Source organism: Candidatus Methylospira mobilis (assembly GCF_009498235.1).
In the GTDB taxonomy this organism is placed as follows: domain Bacteria; phylum Pseudomonadota; class Gammaproteobacteria; order Methylococcales; family Methylococcaceae; genus Methylospira; species Methylospira mobilis.
In genome coordinates this window covers 1,437,501-1,452,920 of record NZ_CP044205.1, presented here as the reverse complement: position 1 = coordinate 1,452,920, position 15,420 = coordinate 1,437,501, and the positions used below count along the sequence as shown (strand labels likewise).

12 protein-coding genes and 2 rRNA genes (1 of these 14 cut by a window edge) are annotated in these 15,420 nt (G+C 54.1%); 9 read left to right on the top strand and 5 right to left on the bottom strand.

The window, feature by feature from the left end; all coding sequences use genetic code 11:
- Positions 1-3 precede the first annotated feature (3 nt).
- Together asd and F6R98_RS06360 are read right to left on the bottom strand one after the other, a co-directional pair.
- On the bottom strand, positions 4-861 hold the full coding sequence (asd, locus tag F6R98_RS06365) for an archaetidylserine decarboxylase (protein WP_228125128.1): 858 nt from the start codon (positions 859-861) through the stop codon (positions 4-6).
- 3 nt (positions 862-864) lie between these two features.
- On the bottom strand, positions 865-2,055 hold the full coding sequence (locus F6R98_RS06360) for a pyridoxal-phosphate-dependent aminotransferase family protein (protein WP_153248272.1): 1,191 nt from the start codon (positions 2,053-2,055) through the stop codon (positions 865-867).
- Positions 2,056-2,257: 202 nt separating this feature from the next.
- On the opposite strand from F6R98_RS06360, the gene F6R98_RS06355 reads away from it, so the two are divergent.
- Together F6R98_RS06355 and nadD are read left to right on the top strand one after the other, a co-directional pair.
- The gene (locus F6R98_RS06355; protein ID WP_153248271.1) at positions 2,258-5,689 is read left to right on the top strand and encodes a DEAD/DEAH box helicase; all 3,432 of its coding nucleotides are present in this window, start codon (positions 2,258-2,260) and stop codon (positions 5,687-5,689) included.
- A gap of 9 nt (positions 5,690-5,698) precedes the next feature.
- Positions 5,699-6,340 carry a nicotinate-nucleotide adenylyltransferase gene (nadD, locus tag F6R98_RS06350; RefSeq protein ID WP_153248270.1) on the top strand — a complete coding sequence of 214 codons (642 nt, stop codon included), beginning with the start codon at positions 5,699-5,701 and terminating at the stop codon, positions 6,338-6,340.
- Positions 6,341-6,350: 10 nt separating this feature from the next.
- On the opposite strand, the gene F6R98_RS06345 is transcribed toward nadD, so the two are convergent.
- Positions 6,351-6,788, bottom strand: a complete 438-nt coding sequence (locus tag F6R98_RS06345) for a hypothetical protein (protein ID WP_153248269.1) — start codon at positions 6,786-6,788, stop codon at positions 6,351-6,353.
- Positions 6,789-7,082: 294 nt separating this feature from the next.
- On the opposite strand from F6R98_RS06345, the gene F6R98_RS06340 reads away from it, so the two are divergent.
- From F6R98_RS06340 to F6R98_RS06310, 7 genes are all read left to right on the top strand, one after another.
- On the top strand, positions 7,083-7,220 hold the full coding sequence (locus F6R98_RS06340; RefSeq protein ID WP_153248268.1) for an entericidin EcnAB: 138 nt from the start codon (positions 7,083-7,085) through the stop codon (positions 7,218-7,220).
- Positions 7,221-7,307: 87 nt separating this feature from the next.
- Complete coding sequence (gene ispH, locus F6R98_RS06335) at positions 7,308-8,246, top strand: 4-hydroxy-3-methylbut-2-enyl diphosphate reductase (RefSeq protein WP_153248267.1); 939 nt, start codon at positions 7,308-7,310, stop codon at positions 8,244-8,246.
- A 9-nt stretch (positions 8,247-8,255) separates the two neighbouring features.
- Positions 8,256-8,636 carry an RNA-binding S4 domain-containing protein gene (locus tag F6R98_RS06330; RefSeq protein WP_153248266.1) on the top strand — a complete coding sequence of 127 codons (381 nt, stop codon included), beginning with the start codon at positions 8,256-8,258 and terminating at the stop codon, positions 8,634-8,636.
- Entirely contained in the window at positions 8,633-9,967 is a 1,335-nt protein-coding gene (gene xseA, locus F6R98_RS06325) for an exodeoxyribonuclease VII large subunit (protein ID WP_153248265.1), read from the top strand. The genes F6R98_RS06330 and xseA overlap by 4 nt, the downstream gene beginning before the upstream one ends.
- A 302-nt stretch (positions 9,968-10,269) precedes the next feature.
- Positions 10,270-10,674 (top strand): ketosteroid isomerase-related protein, encoded by a 405-nt coding sequence (locus F6R98_RS06320; protein WP_153248264.1) that lies wholly within the window; start codon positions 10,270-10,272, stop codon positions 10,672-10,674.
- Positions 10,675-10,683: 9 nt separating this feature from the next.
- A complete protein-coding gene (locus F6R98_RS06315; protein WP_153248263.1) occupies positions 10,684-11,286 on the top strand; it encodes a GNAT family N-acetyltransferase in 603 nt (200 codons plus the stop codon).
- A 156-nt stretch (positions 11,287-11,442) separates the two neighbouring features.
- Positions 11,443-12,324 (top strand): carbon-nitrogen hydrolase family protein, encoded by an 882-nt coding sequence (locus F6R98_RS06310; RefSeq protein WP_153248262.1) that lies wholly within the window; start codon positions 11,443-11,445, stop codon positions 12,322-12,324.
- Between the two features lie 201 nt (positions 12,325-12,525).
- On the opposite strand, the gene rrf is transcribed toward F6R98_RS06310, so the two are convergent.
- Together rrf and F6R98_RS06300 are read right to left on the bottom strand one after the other, a co-directional pair.
- Positions 12,526-12,638, bottom strand: a 5S ribosomal RNA gene (rrf, locus tag F6R98_RS06305).
- A 156-nt stretch (positions 12,639-12,794) separates the two neighbouring features.
- Positions 12,795-15,420, bottom strand: a 23S ribosomal RNA gene (locus tag F6R98_RS06300) (it continues 255 nt past the right edge of the window).

Genomic DNA, 15,420 nt, shown 5'->3' with positions numbered 1-15,420 from the left:
TACTCAGCATGTTCCCAACAGCTGCCCCATGCGCACGCTGTCGCCTGCGCCCAAACCTTCAAGCCAGTTTCCGGCCTGTTTACCCAGCAGCACGATAATGGTGGACCCCATGTTGAAGCGCCCTATTTCAGCGCCTTGCTCCAGCCGGACGCCATCGTCGTAATGCCAGCGGCGCACTGTGGAACTTGACGGCGGAGTTACTTCGCCATGCCATACCGTTTCGATGCTGGATACGAATATCGCGCCGACCAGGACCAACGCCATCGGGCCGGCCTCGGTATCGAAAAACGCGGCAACGCGTTCGTTGCGCGCAAACAGTCTGGGAACATTGCGCGCCGTTGCGGCATTGACGCTGAACAGCCTGCCCGGCACATGCTGCATGTCGCGCAGACGGCCCGACAGCGGCATATGCAGGCGATGGTAATCCCTGGGCGACAGATAAATCGTTGCAAACTTGCCGTCCAGAAACGGCTGCGCCAATCCGGCATCGCCGCCCAATAGTTCTGTGACGCTGTAACTGTGTCCTTTCGCCTGAAAGATCGTGCCGTCGTTAATGTCGCCTAACTGGCTGACAGCGCCGTCCGCCGGACACAAAATCGCGCCCGGCGTCGGGTCCAGCGGCCTTGCGCCAAGCTTCAATGCGCGCGTGAAGAACGCATTGAAACTCGGATAGGCCAACGGATCGGGCTCCAGCGCTTCGCCGACGTTGACGCCGTAAAGCTTTACGACGCGGCTGATCAAGGCATTCTTCAGCGCGGTGTTCTGGCAACGCGCCAGCGCATGCATCCCGCGCGACAGCAAATGATGAGGCAGCAGGTATTGTATCGCGCTGGTCAGGCGCTCCATGCATGCGCAAGCCATGGCTCAGTATCCCTTCGCCAGCAGCACCTGCTGAGCCGCGTCCAGCGCAACGCCGCGGTTGATCGGCGCTTTCAGTTCGGTCAATACCGATTCCAGCGCCGCCAGCGCGAAGATCACGTTTTTCGGCGTGGCGCTGTGACCCATCAGGCCGAAACGCCAAATTTTTCCAGCCAGATCGCCCAGGCCAGCGCCTATCTCCAGATTGTAGCGCTGCAGCAGCGTGCCGCGCACCTGCGCATCGTCCACGCCTTCCGGTATGGTAACCGAGTTAAGCTGGGGCAGACGGGAACCTTCCGGCACTACGAAGCTCAATCCCAGCGCTTCGAATCCGGCCTTGAGCGCCAGATGCAGGTTGGTGTGCCGGGTCCAGGAGTTCTCCAGGCCTTCGTCCTGCAACATCACCAGCGCTTCGTGCAGGCCGTACAAGGCATTGATCGGCGCGGTATGATGGTAGGCGCGTTTGGTGCCGCCGCCCCAATAGTTCATTACCAGATTCATGTCCAGGAACCAGCTTTGCACCTTGGTCTTGCGGTTCTTGATGACTTCAACCGCGCGCTCGCCGAAACTGACCGGGGAAAGGCCAGGGGTGCAGGACAGGCATTTCTGCGAACCGGAATAAATCGCGTCGATGCCCCACGCGTCGACTTCCAGCTGGCTGCCGCCGAGCGAGGTAACTGCGTCGACTATGACCAGCGCGCCGTGACCGTGCGCCAGTTTGGTCAGGGTTTTGGCGTCGGAATACGCGCCGGTCGAGGTTTCCGCCTGAACGAACGCCAGAAAACGCGCATCAGGATTTTCCTTGAACGCCTGCTCCACTTTATTGGGATCGACCGGCTGCCCCCAGGCATCCTGGACAACGATAGCGACTCCGCCCGAGCGCACGACATTTTCCGTCATGCGCATGCCGAACACGCCGTTCTGGCAAACGATTACCTTGTCGCCCGGCTCCACCAGGTTGACGAAGCAGGTTTCCATACCGGCCGAACCCGGCGCGGAAACCGGCAGCGTCAAAGCATTTTCGGTTTTAAAGGCGTACTGCAACAATACCTTCATCTCGTCCATCATGTTCACGAACAGAGGATCGAGATGACCGATGGTCGGCCGCGCCATCGCAGCCAGAATACGGGGGTGAACGTCGGAAGGACCAGGTCCCATCAGGGTGCGTACAGGCGGGTTAAACGATGTGATGCTCATGGTGTGTTTTGTATGATTTGTTTCCGGATTAAGACGAATTGCCTGCTATTGAGGTCAAAGCAGCTACTTTAGGAAGGATAACGCCTGCAGGTAATCGAATCAAGTTGTTATGCTTTACAGGAATGGCTTTGTCCTGACATGAACGCGAAGTATAATGCATGGTTCGAATGACGATTCCTTCAGGATTTGACCCTTTTTTGCGATGACTACGCCCAAAAAACAAATATCAGGGAATTTGGCTACGCGGCTGACCCGGCAGGGAGGCTCGTACAAACCCAGCTTCACGCTCGAGGATTTAACCCATTGGCTGGGCAGGGCAGAACTGGAGAAGGGCAAGCCTTATATTTCGCGGGTAAGCGATGTGAACCTCGGACCCGAGTGGATTACCGCCAGAATCCAGGGAAGCGCGCGCCGCCCTTACTCCGTGGTGGCCACCTATACACCCGTGCCGTCCGGAACGCTTTTCGAAGCGGAGTGTTCCTGCCCTATCGGATATCGCTGTAAACATATTGCGGCAATCTATTTGTATTGGATGCAAATAGCCGAAAATAATATGTCGATGCAGAAAAAGGATGAACCGGAAAAGCAGCCGCAGGAAGTATTGGCCTGGCTTGAACAACTCGTCGGCCACTTGCAGCAAACCGAGGCGCCTGCGGTCAAACGCGTTGTCAGAAAAGCGGTAGTTCCTCCGAAACTGCTTTATTGTGTTCGTCATGCCGGGCGCTCATGCGCCGTATCGCTTTGGAAAGCGAAGCAGAGCGGGACGGGCGAGTGGCAGGCGACAGAGAGCTGGAGTAATATCGAACGCGCGCTGCGTAGCCCGCCCAAGTTTGTAGCGGAAGACGATTTGCCGCTGCTGCTGAAACTCTATCAGTCCGGCAGCGCCCGCTATGGCAGCGTCGGCTCCGAGTACCTTCTGGAAGGAAGCGCGGCAGTCGCATTTTTGAAAACGGCGGTATCCACAGAACGCCTGGTCGTATTCGAATCACGGACCGTCAACAACACGATGAGAGCTGTTTCGCTGCCATTACTGCGCGCCTATCAACTTGGAGAAGTACGCGAGGGGCGTCTGGAGTGGCGTATCCGGTCAGACGGCACGCTGCACGCAGATCTGCAGTTCGAATCGGAAGCGGAGATACTATTGGGCTCGCCGTATTGGTACGCGGATCATCTACGGCGCGAGATAGGACCTGCGCATATTGCCGGTGTCGATAATAAGGATCTGAGCGCGGATTTAATGGATACGTTGCTGCATGCTCCCTCTCTCGATCCGGTTTCGGTGCCGCTCGTCGCCAGGATACTCAGGGATCACGGGCTGGGAACATTAGCGCCGGCAGCCGACCTAAGCGCGAATCTGCAAGTCGTGGAAGTCGAGCCGACTGTGCGGCTCAAGATGAACTCGATTCGCCACCAGCATTACGTTCCACATCCGCCTTATCATGAAAGTCATCTCGATTACGCCGAGCTGTATTTCGATTATCAGGGACATGTCCTGCCGCGTAGCGACAAGGATGTTTTCGTCGCCGATGCAGAGGGAACGACGATACATATCAAACGCGATATCATGCGGGAACAGACCGCGGTCGAACTTCTGAAACAGCAAGGTCTGGTTCCTTTGCATACGATAACCTATCTGCATGACAATCATATTGCCCGGACGGCTTTGGGCTTGCCTGAAAGCACGCAATGGATACGCTTTGTAGAGAAAACCGTGCCGGAATTGCGCGCTCAAGGCTGGGATATTCACTACACACCCGATTTTCGACACGCCTATCAGGAAATAGATGCCTGGCATGGCGACCTGCAGGAAGATGAAGGCGGGGGCTGGTTCAATCTGGCTATGGGAATCGAAGTTTCAGGGCAGCGGCTGGCATTGCAGCCGTTGCTCAGCGAATTGTTCGCGCGCGACCGGCGCTGGCTGGCGCAAGGCGGTCTGGATACCATAGCCGACGCCGAAACCGTTATGCTGATAGCGGAGGGAGTCGGGCGTATCGGCGTCAAGGCCGAGCGGTTGAAGCCTATCGTAAGCATACTGATCGATCTATTCGGCGGGCCGGCAGCGGAAACGATGAAAATTTCCAGTTGGGATGCCGCGCGTCTGGAAGATCTGGCCGGTCTGGCTGACCGCGAACGCTGGCAATTCAAAGCGCATGAGGCCGTCGCACAGCTTGCGCGCCGTTTAAGAGGCACGGATATGCCGGAAGTACAGGCGCCGGCCGGTTTCAAGGCGCAATTGCGGCCTTACCAGCTCGACGGCTTGCGCTGGCTGCAATACTTGCGCTCCCAGGATCTTTCCGGCGTGTTGGCCGACGACATGGGCTTGGGAAAAACAGCCCAAAGCATTGCGCATTTGCAAACCGAATACGAAGCCGGACGCATGGACAGACCGACCCTGGTAGTAATGCCGACTTCGTTGCTGTTCAACTGGAATCGGGAACTGACGCGTTTTGCGCCGGAGTTGAAGGTACTCACCCTGCACGGACAATCCCGAAAGGAAATCTTTGGGGGAATCCCCGAGCACCAGGTGATTTTAACCACCTATCCGCTGTTATGGCGCGATGCCGACGAGTTACAGCAGTATCAATACCATATCCTGATACTGGATGAAGCGCAAAGCGTAAAAAATGCGGCGTCCAAGGCAGCCGGCGTGGTGCGTAGCCTGCAGGCACGCCATCGCCTGGCGTTGACCGGTACGCCGCTGGAAAATCATCTGGGTGAACTATGGTCGTTATTCGACTATCTGCTACCCGGTTTTTTAGGGGACGCCAAGGAATTCACCAAACGCTGGCGCACGCCTATCGAAAAACAAGGCGACCGCATACGCGCCGACTTGCTGGCGCGACGCATACGCCCTTTTATTCTGAGACGTAAAAAGGAAGACGTCGCACGCGAATTACCGCCTAAAACCATCATCGTGCGCACGGTGGAACTGGAAGCGGCGCAACGCGACCTGTACGAAACGGTGCGAGTGGCTATGGATGAAAAGGTGCGCCAGGAAATAGCCAGTAAAGGATTCAAACGCAGCCAAATCATCATTCTGGACGCCTTGCTGAAACTGCGGCAGGCCTGCTGCGACCCCAGTCTGGTTAAACTGGCTGCGGCGCGCAAGGTAAAGCAATCCGCCAAGCTGGAGTTGCTGATGGAAATGCTGCCGGAGCTGATCAGCGAAGGGCGGCGAGTCCTGCTGTTTTCGCAATTTACCGCGATGCTGGAAACCATAGAAATTCAATTGGCCAAGCACAAAATACATTACGTCAAACTGACCGGAAGCACGCGCGATCGCGCGACGCCGGTAGAGCAGTTTCAAGCCGGCAAGGTGCCGTTGTTTCTGATCAGCCTCAAGGCCGGGGGCGTAGGACTCAACCTGACTGCTGCCGATACCGTCATTCATTACGATCCCTGGTGGAATCCGGCAGTGGAAAATCAGGCCACCGATCGCGCGCATCGCATCGGTCAGGAAAAGAATGTTTTCGTCTATAAGCTGGTTGTTGCCGGTTCCATAGAAGAAAAGATCATGGCGTTGCAGGAAAAAAAAGCGGCGCTGGCCGAAGGCATTTTGAGCGAAGATGGCGGAGAATTGAGCAAGTTCAATGAAAACGATATCGCGGCGCTGCTGGAAGCCTTACCGGAATAGGCCGCCGCGATGATTGGTATCTACGGCGGAACTTTTGACCCCGTGCATCACGGGCACTTGCGCACCGCGTTCGAGGTTTTTGAAGCGCTGAATTTGAGTGAATTGCGCTTCATGCCGTGCGGCGATATTCCCGCACATAGAAACCGCACCGTTGCCACAGCGCAACAAAGACTGGCTATGATCGAACTAGCAATACGGGAAAATCTTGGCGGGTATCCGATTCGCACCGACGCGCGCGAAGTGCTCCGCAGCGGACCATCCTATATGATAGACAGTCTGCAATCCTTGAGAAAAGAGTCGGGGGGCGACAGGCCGCTCTGCCTGATAGTGGGGCAGGATGCCTTTTCCGGGTTTACATCCTGGCAGCGTTGGGAGCAGATATTTGACTACGCCCACATTATCGTTATGACGCGAGCTCGCGCCGTTTTAACCATGAATGAAGCGCTTGCAGCCAGAGTACAGTCCACATCCACCGACTTGCCCGCCGACTTACGCAGTCAAGCGGCAGGCCTGGTATATTTTATTCCGGTGATACAGATCGATATCTCGGCAAGCCGCATACGCAAACTGGCGGGCGCCGGGCGCGGTATTTGTTTCCTGACGCCCAAGCCCGTGATTGATTTTATCGATCAGCAGCGGATTTATCGCTGACCGAGGTAAGTTACATATCCTGAAAATCAAGCCCCATAACGGACCAGCTTTCAAATTTGGACATTTCCTCTCCCTTCCACTTGATTTTACAGGCGTACTTTTTTTCGTCCTTGCTGGCGTTGTTATCAGACGGCACCAGAATACTGGAGCGCACCAGATAAACTTTTCCGCCCAGCGCCCAGGCTTCGAAGTTTTTATCGTCAAACTGAGCTGTTTCCGGAAGGTCCTTGTCCTGTTTGACTGCGGTTTTGCAATGCGTCAAGGCAAAATCTGCACGTTCGTTGTTAATCTTGCCGATTTCTTCCTGCTCTTCATCTTTCTCGAAAAACAGCTCCGATTGTATAATTTTCATCACAAAAGGAATAACCGCGCGATCCTGTATCCAGTACAGCGCAACAATGAAGAGGATCAGCAGGACGGCGGACAGTTTTGGCGATATTTTTGGCATTGCGTTTTAACCTGGGTACTTGAGAAGGTAGATGATGTTCGATTCCGTCGTTATCCCAGGCAGGCCCGGCCTCCCGGTAATCAGTAGACCGGCAAACCTTTATCCTGTCGGAGGAGATACACGGGTAATAAGACTATTTTATTTCGAATTGGTTCCTTTGCACATTTTGCGCCAATCCACTGCGATTGTATAGGCGCAATCAGAATGATTATGCACCGTAAGTTCCATCATCTGTTCGCCAACGGGTGGCGGCTATCCGTCTTTGCAGTAATTTGATTGATTTTTGGAGTTGTCATGAAGTTTTTTTCATTTATCGCCAAAGGCGCTTTGCTGGCCGGTTTATTACTGTCCGGCTGCAACATGTGGGCCGGGTTGGGCAAGGATGTACAGCAGATGGGGAAAAAAATGGAAAACTCCGGGAATAAGCAGTAAGCCTAAAACCCTAAAATCACCGTCGTTGATTATGCGCCTGCAACATGCCAGAATCCATAACTGAATATTGCTGAGGGCTAGTCATTCATGGATATCATACTTGCAAATCCCAGAGGTTTTTGCGCCGGGGTCGATCGCGCCATCGAAATTGTCGAACGCACCATTGAGGTTTTCGGCGCGCCGATCTACGTGCGTCACGAGGTTGTGCATAATCGCTATGTGGTCGACGGACTGCGCGCGCGTGGCGCGGTTTTTGTGGAAGAGCTGTCGGAAGTGCCGGAGCAATCGACGGTCATTTTCAGTGCGCACGGCGTATCCAAAGATGTTCAGCAACAGGCGAGCGAGCGCAAGCTGCAGGTTTTCGATGCAACCTGCCCTCTGGTCACAAAAGTACATATAGAGGTACATCATCACGCGGCCGAAGGGCGCGAGATTATTTTTATCGGGCACGCCGGACACCCGGAAGTCGAAGGCACCATGGGGCAGTACACCAATCCCGAAGGCGGCATTTATCTGGTTGAATCGCCGGAAGACGTAGCAAAATTAAAAGTGATTGACGAGAACAACCTGGCCTATGTTACCCAAACCACCTTGTCGATTGACGATACCGGCGCAGTGGTAAATGCTCTGCGCGAGCGTTTTACAAACATTATCGGCCCCAAAAAAGACGATATCTGTTACGCCACGCAAAATCGCCAGGATGCGGTCAAGAAACTTGCCGGTGAGTGCGACGTGATTCTGGTGGTCGGTTCGCCCAACAGCTCCAACTCCAATCGTCTACGCGAAATTGCGGAAAAACTCGGAAAACCGGCTTACCTCATTGACAATGCCAGTCAATTGCAACAATCATGGATCGAAGGAACCAACCGGGTCGGTATAGCCGCCGGAGCATCCGCGCCGGAAATTCTGGTTCAGCGCGTTATTGAACAGTTACGCGCCTGGGGCGGCAATATCGCGCATGAAAACGAAGGTATCGAGGAAAAAGTAGTGTTCTCCCTGCCCAAGGAATTGCGCGCGCGCGCCTAGGCTCGCTCCATGAGCAGCATGCGTCTTGATAAATGGCTGTGGGCGGCCCGTTTCTTCAAGACGCGCAGCCTGGCAACGGCAGCCATCAACGGCGGCAAGGTTCATGTCAATCGGCAGCGCGTCAAGCCCGGCAAAGAGATCGATATAGGCACGCAACTGACGATTACGCGTGAACAGGGGCGCTGGGAAGTGATAGTCGCAGGACTCAATACGCAACGCCGGCCCGCGAGCGAAGCGGTTTTACTTTACGAAGAATCCACAGAAAGCATTGCGGCGCGCGCTTTGGAGGATGAACGCCGCCATCAGGAAAAGGGAAGCGGCTCCCATGGGAGGCCAAGCAAAAAGGATCGCCGTGCGATACATCAATTCAAATCGGATATAGCCGAATGAAAACGGTACTTTCCGTTTCCGAACTCAACAGCAGCGCGCGGCTGATACTCAGTTCGCACTTCGGAACGATTTGGGTCAGCGGCGAAATATCCAACCTGACACGCGCGTCCTCAGGGCATTTGTACTTTACACTGAAGGACCGCGATGCGCAGGTGCGTTGCGCGATGTTTCGCGGTAGCGCCAAAGGACTTTGCTGCGATCCGCGCAACGGCCTGCAGGCAGTGGTACGCGCGCAAGTCAGCCTTTACGAACCGCGCGGCGACTATCAACTGATAATCGACTATCTGGAGGATGCCGGAGCAGGCGATTTACGCATCGCTTATGAAGCGCTCAAACAAAAACTGATGCGGGAAGGACTCTTTTCTGCCGAGCGCAAACGTTCCCTGCCACCTCTCCCGCACAGCATCGGCATCGTCACTTCTCCTCAAGGCGCAGCGATACACGACATTCTTACGGTATTGAAGCGGCGGTTTCCCGCCATACCGGTCGTTTTGTTTCCGGCGCGGGTGCAGGGCGCCGAAGCTTCCGCAGAGGTCGTCAATGCGATTGCCCGCGCCAACATGAGCGGATTGTGCGATGTGCTGATCGTGGCGCGCGGCGGCGGTTCGCTCGAAGACTTGTGGACGTTTAACGAAGAAAGCGTCGCACGAGCCATCCATGCATCAATGATTCCTGTTATCACCGGAGTCGGACACGAAACAGACATCACGATTGCCGATCTGGTTGCCGATGTCAGAGCGCCCACGCCTTCCGCCGCCGCCGAAACCGTCGTACCCGACGCCAGAGAGTGGCATGAGCGTTTTGTCCTGTGCGAAATGCGTTTAACTGCACGCATGAAGGCCATTCTGCAAGCACAGGCAAGGCAAAACTTTTTTTTGCAAAAAAGATTGCAACTGGCGCATCCGCGTAGCGGCATGCAACGCCATGCGCAACGACTCGATATGCTGGAATTACGACTGTCGCACGCTCACGCTAAAATTCGCCGGGAACGAACCACCAGACTGGAAGGCGCCGGACGGCGTTTACAACAGCATCAGCCAGGCATCACGATACAAGCCCGGCTAAGCTTGCTGGATGAATTGGAGAAGCGCCGGCATACAGCAGTAAATAACCTGCTCAGTCGAAATAAATCAGGCTTGAACACGGCGCTTGCCGCATTGCATGCCATCAGTCCTTTGGCAACGCTGGGGCGCGGCTACAGTGTGAGCATGCGTAAATCGGATGGCCACATTCTGCGCGCACCGGATGAAATAAGAACCGGCGCGCTGATCGAAACGCGGCTGGCAGGAGGCGTACTTGTGAGTAGGGTCGAAACCGGACGGGAATCGTAAGCCGCGCCATCAAAACGGACGGAACCCTGGGCCTGAACTTGTGGAAGCAATGGACTGTGCCCGAAGCCTGTTCCTGCCTAATCGCAATTAAACAACCATGCCACGGCCAATTCGATAATGGCTTGACCGCATTTCCCTGAACAAAGCGGCAGCCCGATAAAATAGTAACAATTTTTTCTGAACAGACTACTATTGAGGGAATGGAAGCCATCGAGTTAAAATATGCGGCTACGCTCGATCGCACACAGTCCTGTGTTGCCCGCGCGCCCTTCCATCTCTACACGTCACAAAGGAGAAAAGTCATGAGAAATAAGGCACTAGCGCTTATCGAACGTTATTACGCCGCTTTTAATGCGGGCGATATGAATAGTTTTCTCGACCTGCTGACGGATGATGTAATCCACGATATCAACCAGGGCGGACGCGAAACCGGCAAACCGGCTTTCCGCGCTTTCATGGATCGCATGAATCGCAATTACCGCGAGCAATTGGTTGATATGGTCATTATGGCCAACGATGCCGGTGATCACGCAGCGGCGGAATTCGTGGTATTGGGTGAATATCTGGTGACTGACGAAGGGCTTCCTGAAGCAAATGGTCAAAAATACCGCCTGCCTGCCGGCGCTTTTTTCGACATTAGAGATGGCAAGGTCGCGCGTATAACCAATTATTACAACCTGGAAGATTGGGTCCGGCAGGTTGCCTGAGCGTAGGCTATGACCCACATCCGCATACAGTCTCTCGCCGGGACGGATCTGGCGCCGTGGATTCCAGATCTGGCGCGGCTGCGCATCACTGTTTTTCGCGATTTCCCTTATCTCTACGACGGCAGCTTCGAATACGAAGAAAACTATCTGCAAACCTACCTGAAATCGAAAGACAGCATCATAATTCTTGCTCTCGACGGACAGCACGTAGTTGGCGCATCGACCGGTTTGCCGTTAACGGATGAAACCGGCGAGTTTCAGCAGCCTTTCGTCGAGCAAGGCTACGAACCCGGAAAGGTGTTTTATTGTGCGGAATCAGTATTACTGCCCAGCCATCGGGGCAAGGGGATTTATAAGCAGTTTTTCAGCGGTCGCGAAGGGCATGCGCGTGCGCTGGCACGCTTTGAATACTGTAGCTTCTGTTGTGTGCAACGCCCTGAAAAGCATCCATTGCGTCCGGTTGATTATGTCCCGCTGGATGCCGTATGGACACGTTTCGGCTACCGGAAACAGCCAAGTCTGGTAACCCACTATTCATGGAAAGACGTGGACGAACAGCAGGAAACCGAAAAACCCATGGTTTTTTGGACCAAGAACATACACGCAAATTAGACCCCCATTAACCGGCCGCTCCAATACACATCCATCTCGCTGCATAGTTATTTACATAAACTCCGTAGGCGATTGTTTTTATTCCCCTCCCCACCGGGAGAGGAAACTTGTGTAGGTACCTGTATCAGGGGAAGGATATAGAAAAGGAACAATACCATGACTACGTCATTCCGCTTGGCGGCAGCCCAATACGATATCGGTTTTCCAGGCAACTGGTCCGCCTATGAAAGCAAAATTCAACTATGGATACAGCAGGCTGCCGATGCCGGAGCCGAGTTTCTGGTTTTCCCTGAGTACTTCAGCATGGAACTCGCTTCGCTGTTTCCGGAGCCGGTCTACAAATCGCTATCAGGACAGTTGCAAGCCATGCAAAGCCTGGCGGACGATTTCGTCGGCCTGTTTGCGCAACAAGCAAGCATAAACGGCCTGCATATATTGGCTGGAACGTTCCCGCTACGTCTGGAAAGCGGAAATTACGCCAATCGCTCCTGGCTGTTTTACCCTGATGGCAGCCGCGATTACCAGGACAAACTGCAGATGACGCGCTTTGAGAAAGAACACTGGCTGATCAGCGCCGGTGAAGAAATCAAAGTGATCAATACCAAATTCGGTAAAATTGGCGTCAGTATCTGCTATGATAGCGAATTCCCGTTGATTGCCAATGCGCAGGTACAAGCTGGCGCCGATTTGATTCTGGTACCCAGTTGTACCGATACGCTGGCCGGCTACCACCGGGTTAAAATCGGTTGTCAGGCGCGCGCGCTCGAAAACCAGTGCTATGTTGTGCAATCGCCTACTGTGGGGAACGCGCCATGGTCCGAGGCGGTTGACGTCAACGTAGGCGCTGCGGCAGTTTATACTCCGGTCGATTACGGCTTTCCCGATAATGGCATACTGGCGCAGGGCGAATTGAATCAAACACAATGGATTTATGCCGATATTGACCCTGTAATGCTGGCTACCGTCCGCAATACAGGACAGGTGTTCAATTACCGTGACTGGTCATCGCAATTCCGGTTTTTCAATACTGACAGTTAGTAAATTTGATGACGCGTATTCCGGATAGTCGGGCGCGCGCCAAAAGTTAAGGCATTTTGTCGGAGAGGGTCTGTCCCACCTCATCGGCGTCGATCCTTTTTTCAAGGGCGGCGGATCAAAGCACATAAAAAAGCCCCGTTCCGCGATAACGGAAAGGGGCCTTGTTGTCCAGCTGTGATGTCAGCTGCCTGTAGATTAGGAGCCTGGCAGTTCCCTACTTTCGCATGGAGGTCCACACTATCATCGGCGCTAAGCGGTTTCACTTCCGAGGTCGGGATGGGATCGGGTGGTTCCCGCTCGCTCTGGCCACCAGGCAAAACTGGTTGCTTGTTGCAAGCGGCTTTGATTGTTTTTATCAAAGCCTTTCAAACTGTCGGATGTACTCTGTTTTTTCGGTCCACCGTACGTTTTTTTATTCTCGTACGCCGCTCCACTGTGTTGTGACACACGCCCAACCGATTGGGTGTTATATGGTCAAGCCTCTCGGGCAATTAGTACTGGTCAGCTTCACGCATTACTGCGCTTCCACACCCAGCCTATCAACCTGGTAGTCTTCCAGGGCCCTTCAGGGGACTCAAGTCCCAGGGAGATCTCATCTTGGGAGGGGCTTCCCGCTTAGATGCTTTCAGCGGTTATCCTGTCCGAACATAGCTACCCGGCAATGCCATTGGCATGACAACCGGAACACCAGCGGTTCGTTCACTCCGGTCCTCTCGTACTAGGAGCAACTTCCCTCAAATCTCCAACGCCCACGGCAGATAGGGACCGAACTGTCTCACGACGTTCTAAACCCAGCTCGCGTACCACTTTAAATGGCGAACAGCCATACCCTTGGGACCGACTACAGCCCCAGGATGTGATGAGCCGACATCGAGGTGCCAAACACCGCCGTCGATATGAACTCTTGGGCGGTATCAGCCTGTTATCCCCGGAGTACCTTTTATCCGTTGAGCGATGGCCCTTCCATTCAGAACCACCGGATCACTAAGACCTACTTTCGTACCTGCTCGACGTGTGTGTCTCGCAGTCAAGCGCGCTTTTGCCTTTACACTCTTTGCGTGATTTCCGACCACGCTGAGCGCACCTTCGTGCTCCTCCGTTACTCTTTGGGAGGAGACCGCCCCAGTCAAACTACCCACCATACACGGTCCCCGATCCGGATCACGGATCTAGGTTAGAACTCCAAATAGACCAGGGTGGTATTTCAAGGTTGGCTCCACTCGAACTGGCGTCCAAGTTTCATTGCCTCCCACCTATCCTACACAAGTCGATTCAAAGTCCAGTGTAAAGCTATAGTAAAGGTTCACGGGGTCTTTCCGTCTAGCCGCGGGTACACTGCATCTTCACAGCCAATTCAATTTCACTGAGTCTCGGGTGGAGACAGTGTGGCCATCGTTACGCCATTCGTGCAGGTCGGAACTTACCCGACAAGGAATTTCGCTACCTTAGGACCGTTATAGTTACGGCCGCCGTTTACCGGGGCTTCGATCAAGAGCTTCACTTGCGTTGACCCCATCAATTAACCTTCCGGCACCGGGCAGGCGTCACACCCTATACGTCCACTTTCGTGTTTGCAGAGTGCTGTGTTTTTAATAAACAGTCGCAGCCACCATTTTATTGCAACCCGCTTCAGCTCCATCCGCAGGGACTTCACTTACCACGGGCATACCTTCTCCCGAAGTTACGGTATCATTTTGCCTAGTTCCTTCACCCGAGTTCTCTCAAGCGCCTTGGGATTTTCACCCTGCCCACCTGTGTCGGTTTATGGTACGGCCACTCATTACCTGATGCTTAGAGGCTTTTCTTGGAAGCTGGGCATTAGTTGCTTCGTCTGCAAGCAGACTCGTTATCACACCTCAGGATTGTGCTCCCGGATTTGCCTGAGAACACTCCCTACATGCTTGAACCGGAACTACCAATCTCCGGCCAACCTAGCCTTCTCCGTCACCCCATCGCAGTAATGACCGGTACAGGAATATTAACCTGTTTTCCATCGACTACGCCTTTCGGCCTCGCCTTAGGTGCCGACTTACCCTACGCCGATTAACGTTGCGTAGGAATCCTTGGGCTTTCGGCGAACGGGTTTTTCACCCGTTTTATCGTTACTTATGTCAGCATTCGCACTTCCGATACCTCCAGCCAACTTTACAATTGACCTTCACAGGCTTACGGAACGCTCCTCTACCACTTGCCTTGCGGCAAATCCGCAGCTTCGGTACATGGCTTGAGCCCCGTTGAATCTTCCGCGCAGGCCGACTCGACCAGTGAGCTATTACGCTTTCTTTAAAGGATGGCTGCTTCTAAGCCAACCTCCTGGCTGTCTGTGCCTTCCCACATCGTTTTCCACTGAGCCATGATTTTGGGACCTTAGCTGGCGGTCTGGGTTGTTTCCCTCTTCACGACGAACGTTATCACCCGCCGTGTGTCTCCCGTGCTCGCACTTGTTGGTATTCGGAGTTTGCAACGGTTTGGTAAGTCGGGATGACCCCCTAGCCGTAACAGTGCTCTACCCCCAACAGTGATACACGAGGCGCTACCTAAATAGCTTTCGAGGAGAACCAGCTATCTCCGAGCTTGATTAGCCTTTCACTCCGATCCACAACTCATCCGAATCTTTTTCAACAGATCCCGGTTCGGGCCTCCAGTCAGTTTTACCTAACCTTCACCCTGGTCATGGATAGATCGCCCGGTTTCGGGTCTACTCCCAGCGACTGAACGCCCTGTTCAGACTCGCTTTCGCTACGCCTCCCCTAGTCGGTTAAGCTCGCCACTGAAAGTAAGTCGCTGACCCATTATACAAAAGGTACGCAGTCACAGAACAAGTCTGCTCCCACTGCTTGTACGCATACGGTTTCAGGATCTATTTCACTCCCCTCTCCGGGGTTCTTTTCGCCTTTCCCTCACGGTACTGGTTCACTATCGGTCGGTCAGTAGTATTTAGCCTTGGAGGATGGTCCCCCCATGTTCAGACAAGGTTTCACGTGCCTCGCCTTACTCGTTTTCATTGGATGCGCATTTTCGTGTACGGGGCTATCACCCTCTATCGCCGGACTTTCCAGTCTGTTCCACTAACACACAACCAACTTAAGGGCTGTT

What these genes read in the sequence shown, in the direction of transcription:
- F6R98_RS06360 (WP_153248272.1), bottom strand. Translation starts at nt 2,055, where the DNA reads ATGAGCATCACATCGTTTAACCCGCCTGTACGCACCCTGATGGGACCT.
- F6R98_RS06345 (WP_153248269.1), bottom strand. Translation starts at nt 6,788, where the DNA reads ATGCCAAAAATATCGCCAAAACTGTCCGCCGTCCTGCTGATCCTCTTC.
- F6R98_RS06315 (WP_153248263.1), top strand. Translation starts at nt 10,684, where the DNA reads ATGACCCACATCCGCATACAGTCTCTCGCCGGGACGGATCTGGCGCCG.
- ispH (WP_153248267.1), top strand. Translation starts at nt 7,308, where the DNA reads ATGGATATCATACTTGCAAATCCCAGAGGTTTTTGCGCCGGGGTCGAT.
- F6R98_RS06310 (WP_153248262.1), top strand. Translation starts at nt 11,443, where the DNA reads ATGACTACGTCATTCCGCTTGGCGGCAGCCCAATACGATATCGGTTTT.
- F6R98_RS06340 (WP_153248268.1), top strand. Translation starts at nt 7,083, where the DNA reads ATGAAGTTTTTTTCATTTATCGCCAAAGGCGCTTTGCTGGCCGGTTTA.
- F6R98_RS06355 (WP_153248271.1), top strand. Translation starts at nt 2,258, where the DNA reads ATGACTACGCCCAAAAAACAAATATCAGGGAATTTGGCTACGCGGCTG.
- F6R98_RS06330 (WP_153248266.1), top strand. Translation starts at nt 8,256, where the DNA reads ATGAGCAGCATGCGTCTTGATAAATGGCTGTGGGCGGCCCGTTTCTTC.
- F6R98_RS06320 (WP_153248264.1), top strand. Translation starts at nt 10,270, where the DNA reads ATGAGAAATAAGGCACTAGCGCTTATCGAACGTTATTACGCCGCTTTT.
- asd (WP_228125128.1), bottom strand. Translation starts at nt 861, where the DNA reads ATGGCTTGCGCATGCATGGAGCGCCTGACCAGCGCGATACAATACCTG.
- nadD (WP_153248270.1), top strand. Translation starts at nt 5,699, where the DNA reads ATGATTGGTATCTACGGCGGAACTTTTGACCCCGTGCATCACGGGCAC.
- xseA (WP_153248265.1), top strand. Translation starts at nt 8,633, where the DNA reads ATGAAAACGGTACTTTCCGTTTCCGAACTCAACAGCAGCGCGCGGCTG.